Source organism: Acinetobacter boissieri, assembly GCF_900096955.1.
GTDB classification, from domain to species: Bacteria; Pseudomonadota; Gammaproteobacteria; order Pseudomonadales; family Moraxellaceae; genus Acinetobacter; species Acinetobacter boissieri.
On the sequence record NZ_FMYL01000014.1, the window covers coordinates 49,282 to 56,209 of the forward strand.

The 6,928-nt window shown below is 37.7% G+C and carries 5 protein-coding genes; 2 read left to right on the forward strand and 3 right to left on the reverse strand.

What is annotated here, in order from left to right; genetic code table 11:
- Positions 1–281: 281 nt before the first annotated feature.
- Positions 282–1,943, forward strand: coding sequence for a hypothetical protein (locus BLS38_RS12135; RefSeq protein WP_092749973.1), 1,662 nt, complete (start codon positions 282–284; stop codon positions 1,941–1,943).
- A 168-nt stretch (positions 1,944–2,111) separates the two neighbouring features.
- Here the strand turns inward: BLS38_RS12135 and BLS38_RS12140 are convergent, their stop codons facing one another.
- From BLS38_RS12140 to BLS38_RS12150, 3 genes are all read right to left on the reverse strand, one after another.
- Complete coding sequence (locus tag BLS38_RS12140; RefSeq protein WP_092749975.1) at positions 2,112–3,083, reverse strand: TerC family protein; 972 nt, start codon at positions 3,081–3,083, stop codon at positions 2,112–2,114.
- Positions 3,084–3,364: 281 nt separating this feature from the next.
- Positions 3,365–4,729, reverse strand: coding sequence for a UDP-N-acetylmuramate:L-alanyl-gamma-D-glutamyl-meso-diaminopimelate ligase (gene mpl, locus BLS38_RS12145; protein WP_092749977.1), 1,365 nt, complete (start codon positions 4,727–4,729; stop codon positions 3,365–3,367).
- An 86-nt stretch (positions 4,730–4,815) separates the two neighbouring features.
- Positions 4,816–5,925: an S-(hydroxymethyl)glutathione dehydrogenase/class III alcohol dehydrogenase gene (locus BLS38_RS12150; protein ID WP_092749979.1), complete on the reverse strand. Its 1,110-nt coding sequence runs from the start codon at positions 5,923–5,925 to the stop codon at positions 4,816–4,818.
- A 152-nt stretch (positions 5,926–6,077) separates the two neighbouring features.
- Here BLS38_RS12150 and BLS38_RS12155 point away from each other — a divergent pair, with 152 nt between their 5' ends.
- A complete protein-coding gene (locus BLS38_RS12155) occupies positions 6,078–6,653 on the forward strand; it encodes a peptidylprolyl isomerase (RefSeq protein ID WP_171258590.1) in 576 nt (191 codons plus the stop codon).
- Positions 6,654–6,928: the final 275 nt, after the last annotated feature.

A 6,928-nucleotide genomic window follows, 5' to 3' on the forward strand; every position in this document is an offset into this window, starting at 1 on the left:
AATTTTTTCGCTTGATTGTAGCGTATTTTTTATAAAAAACTTGAATTTAGCTACGTAGACGAAATTTTTAAATTCCAGATGCTACAACGAAGTATATTGCACCACTATTAAGTTTTTTATCATCGCATACTGTTAAACAATTAGAACCCAAATAAATCTAGTATGTTTCACTAAATTATATTTGTTGTGCTGTGTATGTCACATATTAATCTGGTTTTAAATTTTTCTAAAACAATAATAATAAAAGTAAATTTAATGTCTTATCTTTAGGAGGGCAAACTATGCTAACGGAAATACTTCAAGATATTCATACTGTAGCTGATATTTCAGCCTTAAATTCTCTCACGTTAAATGATCAAGATATAGTATTCGTTAAAGATCAACATAGCGGAGGAATCTTTGTTTATAAAGCAAACCTTAATGTATCACCTGATCAAGGACGGATTATTGCTGATACAAACAATCGCATTTTTATTCGATTAGAGCAGACGGCTCTACACCCGACTTGGTATGGCGCTATTGGAGATGGTGTGGCAGATGATACTAGTGCGATCCAGAGTTGGTTTAATCATGGTGGTCGTATATTAGAAGGATCATATAAAGTAACAGATGTTAATTTAATTCTAAATTTAAGAATAACCTCGGGTAATGGCGGTTTATTCTATAAAAATATTCTCTATCCTGCAGGTAATATTGTTAACCAATTTATTCAACTGCCTGTACCTAGTGTATTTCCAACCATTCATGATGCTGTTGAGTGGTTAGACATTAAACGAGTGGTTGGCAGTGGTGGCGTAGATATTCTGATTGCTGATGGTACATACGCAATTAACCACCCAATTCAGCCTAAATGGTTAGATGGACAACTTATTTCAATAAGAGGGAATGAATCGCAACCGAATCGTGTAATTTTGAATTTAGATAATACAAATAATAATGATTGTTTCTTATTTACCTCTGGAGTAGGTATCAGTTGGTTAAATGGATTTCAAATTCAAGGTGTAAATGGCTGGGTTTCACAAGGTGTGTGGAATACACAGTGTTATGGTGCAGGTATTCGGGCAGTGGGTGGCTGTAATGTGAAGTGTGGTATTGCCATAATGATTGATAAGGTTTATTACGGTATTCGCTCGATGCAAGGCTCTACGATTCATGCAAATGTGTCAGAATATGATGGGTCTCAAGGGGGAGGAGTGAAAGTAACTAATGCGGGCGATGTCGCTTTTCATGCATACAATGCGGCATTAGAGTGTATGGGTGCCGAGGCTTATTACACTGGACACACGTCAGAGGGTTTAGGTTTTGGTTTTTGTGCTGAAGCTGGCGGCATGATTATTTGTGAATATGCAAAGGCAGTTGGTAATGAAAAAGCAGGTTTTTATGCATTATCAAATGGCACAACATGGGCACACGGCGTAGATTCAAATAATAATCAATATGGTGTACTGGCTTGGGGTGGCTCTGTAGAGTGTAATAGTTTGGGCAAAGCGATAACGACAATTTATCAAAATAAAAGCCATGGCATTTACGCAACGAAAAGAGGGTTTATTGGCGCAAATGGTGCTTTGGCCAGTGAAAACTCGGGCTGTGGCTTTATTGCAAATACAAGTTCTTTCATTGATATGACAGATACTGTATCTACAAAAAACACCTTACATGGCTATAGTGCTGAAACAAATGCAACCCTCGATGGTGACAATGCTCGAGCAGAAAATAATGTAATTAATGGATTCAATGCACAATCTGGGGCTGTTTTACAGGGGCAAAACCTATCTGCGAATAGCAATCAAGCCAATGGATACTATGCACGTACTGGTGGATGTATGTTTACCATAGGCATGGCAGGAATTAATAATGGTAACTTTTCATCTCCACAACCACAAATAGAAACAGATACATTTAAAATTGAAAATATGGGTAGCTTTATTTCATTATCCCCATAGATGCATTCACCTCGCTGTGAAGCCTATGTGTGTTTAGATTTCATGATCAATATTTTTTATAAATAACTGATGACAGCATCATGCAAGTTGTATTTTGAGTTTTTATATAAAGCGTAAATGATTAAGGCATGTTATTACACATGCCTTAATTGTTGTTTTATTTAAACATTACTTATTTTGAAGTTGTTTGTCATGTCGTAAAGATAATACTGCTGTGACCACTAACACTAAAGCAATAAAGCTCAGTGAAATCCAAATTGGCATGTGGAATACATCAAGCATTAACATCTTAAAGCCAATAAACAATAAAATAATACCTAAACCATAAGGCAAATAGCGCATTTTCTCAGCCGCACCAGAGAGCAAAAAGAACATCGCTCTTAAACCCAAAATTGCCATTAAATTTGCACTAAGTACAATAAATGGATCTTTAGTCACTGCAAATATTGCTGGAATAGAGTCGACTGCAAAAATAACATCTGAAAATTCTACTAAAATTAGTACAATCAACAGCGGTGTAAAAAATAACTTCCCTTGCTCACGTACAGTAAACGCAGAGCCTCTCAGTGTAGATGTAATTGGTACGTGTTTACGCAACCATTTTAGCAATGCCATGTCTTCAATATTTGGGTCATCATCTTGGCCTTTTAAAAACTTAAAGCCGGTGTAAACCAAAAATGCACCAAAAATATATAAAATCCATGAAAATTCTTGAATGAGCCAAGCACCCAAGAAAATAAAGATCGTTCTTAAAATAATTGCACCGAGTACGCCGTATAACAACACACGGCGTTGTAATGCAGGTGGAATGGCAAATGCAGAGAAAATCATGAGCCAAACAAATACATTATCAATTGCTAAAGATTTTTCTAATAAATAGCCAGTGACATATTCAAGCGTTTTTTGATTGGCAATCTCTACGCCCATCGTTTGTTTGAGATAGAGCCATAAGCCACCCGCAAACAACATAGCAACACTGACCCACGCAATACTCCAATACGCAGCTTGCTTTAAAGGGACGGGTTCCTGACTACCATCAACGTGTTCTTTTTGCTTAAAACCTAAAAAATCAACGAGTAACATGACTGTGACGATGCCGAAAAACACCAAGTACAGCCAAATATTGCCGATAGAGTCCATATGATCTCCCCATCTAGCATTGGCCATAAAAAAACCTTGACCAGTTGCCAGATGATAATTGAATCTTCTGTAACAACATGATCAAGGTCTTGCCTACATTACAGAAACGACCGTAATGCTCAGGCACCGACTTTGCAAGCAAAGCGTAATGACGATACCTGACGCCCATGTGTAACACCTAGGCTTGAAGGAGGCTACTCCCCTTGTCAAACGAATTTTGTTTGGATAAATACTACCCAATTTCGAACGATAATGACAGAAGCCATTTCAAAAATCAATCTTTAATCTGCTAAAGCATCCAGTAACTTTTGATGTAAACCGCCAAAGCTACCGTTAGACATAACAACAATTGCATCACCTGCATTTGCATGCTCAGATACATAATCAATAATCTGCGTTAATGACGAACATACTTGTGCATGATTCGTAGACGCTTCAATCACAGCACTTAAATCCCAGTCTAAACCTTCAGGCTGATACCAAACCACTTCATTTGCCAAGCGTGATGCATATGCCAATCCTGCTTTATGGCTTCCCATACGCATGGTATTTGATCGAGGTTCAATAATTGCCCACAGTTTACGCTCACCTAAACGCTTTCGTGCGCCGTCTAATGTGGTTTCAATCGCTGTTGGATGATGTGCAAAGTCATCATAAACCTCTATACCACGTATGGTATCTAACAACTCCATACGGCGCTTCACACCACCAAAACAAGATAAAGCCACACAAGCATCATCAATAGATACACCCACATGCGTAGATGCAGCAATTGTCGCTAAAGCATTGGCAACGCTGTGCTGCCCTGTCATTGTCCATTTGACTTCTGCAACTTTCGTTCCGTGTTCAAAAACATGAAAATGACTGCCATCTTCACATATTAATTCAGCAGATAAATAGACTGTACTATCTTTATGTAATGCTGTTCTTAGTACAGGTGTCCAACAGCCTTGAGCCAATACTTCGTCGATATGATGTTCTGTTATCGGTGCAATAATGCAACCTTGACTTGGAATAGTACGTACCAAATGATGAAACTGTTTTTGAATGGCAGCTAAATCATCAAAAATATCTGCATGGTCAAACTCTAAATTATTTAAAATAGCTGTTTTAGGATGATAGTGAACGAATTTAGAGCGCTTATCAAAAAATGCTGAGTCGTACTCATCGGCCTCAACAACAAAGTATTCACCCCCACCTAAGCGGGCACTTTCTTTAAAACCTAGTGGTACACCACCAATTAAAAAACCTGGATTTAATCCCGCATGTTCGAGTACCCATGCCAACATGGTTGTGGTGGTTGTTTTACCATGTGTTCCTGCAACACCAAGTACGTGCTTGCCTTGTAAAATATGGTCAGCTAAGAACTGTGGGCCCGAAACATATGGCAGCCCTGCATCTAACATATATTCAACCGCATCTATACCACGTTTCATGGCATTACCCACAATTACGAGATCTGGATGTGGTTGTAAATGCGTACGATCGTAACCTTGCATTAATGTAATGTCTGCACGTTCTAACTGTGTCGACATGGGGGGGTAAACATTTAGATCAGAACCAGTGACCTTGTGGCCAAGATCTCGTGCTAACAATGCCAAAGACCCCATAAACGTGCCACAAATACCCAAAATATGCAGATGCATAATGTTCTTACTCCAAATTCTTCCAATAACTATAAAAAAGACACATGTTGACGATCGTACGCCGTGAACTTAATAAACCGTAATGACTAATAATGAATAACGCTACGAATCGATGCACCATCGTGCATTAAATCAAAAGCTTCATTAATTTTTTCCAAAGGCATGGTGTGTGTCACAAAGGGTGCTAAATGAATTTTTCCTTGCATCGCATCTTCGACCATTTGAGGTAATTGAGAGCGACCTTTCACGCCACCAAAAGCAGTCCCTTTCCAAGAGCGACCCGTGACTAACTGAAATGGGCGTGTTGAAATTTCCTGTCCTGAACCTGCAACACCAATAATCACAGATTGTCCCCAACCACGGTGAGCACATTCGAGCGCTGAACGCATCACATTTACATTACCAATACATTCAAATGAATGATCTACGCCCCAATCCGTCATTTCAACAATCACTTCTTGAATGGGTTTGTCAAAATCTTTTGGATTTAAACAATCTGTTGCACCAAACTCTTTTGCTAATTTAAATTTTTCAGGGTTTGTATCTACTACAATAATACGTCCAGCCTTGGCTTGTTTGGCACCTTGTACTACAGCAAGACCAATCCCACCTAAACCAAATACAGCAACACTGTCACCTTCTTGAACCTTTGCTGTATTATGTACAGCTCCAATACCAGTAGTCACACCACAGCCCAACAAACAGACTTGCTCAGGATTTGCTTCAGGATTAATTTTAGCTAATGATACTTCTGCAACAACAGTATATTCACTGAAAGTAGAGCATCCCATATAGTGATAAATTGGTTGGCCTTCATAAGAAAAACGTGTTGTTCCATCTGGCATTACCCCTTTGCCTTGAGTGGCCCGTACGGCTGTACACAAATTGGTTTTTCCAGATAAACAAAATAAACATGTTTTACATTCAGCAGTATATAAAGGAATTACGTGGTCACCTACTGAAACACTGGTGACACCTTCACCGACTTCAACAACAATGCCTGCACCTTCATGCCCTAAAATGGCTGGAAAAACCCCTTCAGGATCATCACCAGATAAGGTAAATGCATCTGTATGACAAACACCGGTGTGTGTGACTTTAACTAATACCTCACCTTTTTTAGGAGGAGCAACGTCAACTTCTACAATTTTTAAAGGTTGTCCTGGTCCAAAAGCAACCGCAGCACGTGACTTCATATAGCACTCCACAAAGCAAACCAAAATACAAAGCAAAAACATACCACACACACCTATTACAAAACATAATAAGTATGAGATCAAACACAAAAAATAACGCACAATAGATAAAGTTGCGTAAAATAGCTCAACCTAATCTTTACACAGTCAAAATGATGAAAAAATATATTTTACTTACAAGCATATTGCTCAGTAGCTCAGCTTTTGCGGGTACGCATGTCAATATCGATACAAATGTAGGCCAAATTAGTATAGAGCTATATGATCAAGAAGCACCAATAACCACCAAAAACTTTCTGAAATATGTCAAAAAAGACTATTACAATGGCACTATATTTCATCGAGTTATTCCTGATTTTATGATTCAGGCTGGTGGTTTTGATCGAAACTTACAACAAAAAGACACAGACCAACCCATTAAAAATGAAGCATCAAATGGCCTAAAAAACATAAGAGGAACCATTGCAATGGCAAGAACCAGTAATCCAAACTCAGCAACAGCACAGTTTTTTATTAATACACAGAGTAATAATGCTTTAGATCAAACCCCTTTTAATGATGGTTACACTGTATTTGGTAAAGTCACACAAGGCATGCAAGTAGTAGATAAAATTTCACATGTGCAAACAACCAGATATGGTATGCAGCAGAACCTACCTATAGAACCAATAATTATTGAAAAAATAACAATAGAGCATATTGTTTTAAATAATCATAAAAATAAATAAGTATTATAAAACAATATCTTATTTATTTTTGTTGCCTTTTTTAGTACAAAAAAAATACGCTTGACAAAATAACCCAGTAAAATGCTTGCGTAATAAAAATATTCACCTATAATGCACATCATTCCAACGCAATATAGATTAAACGAAGCGCTGAAAGTGCTAATTTTTATAGGTATTGTGGCTTACTGATGACGAATCAGTTAGACGATCATTAATAGAATTGAAGAACAACTTGTGTGGATTTTTACTAAGTTTTATCACTGATATGAAATAAA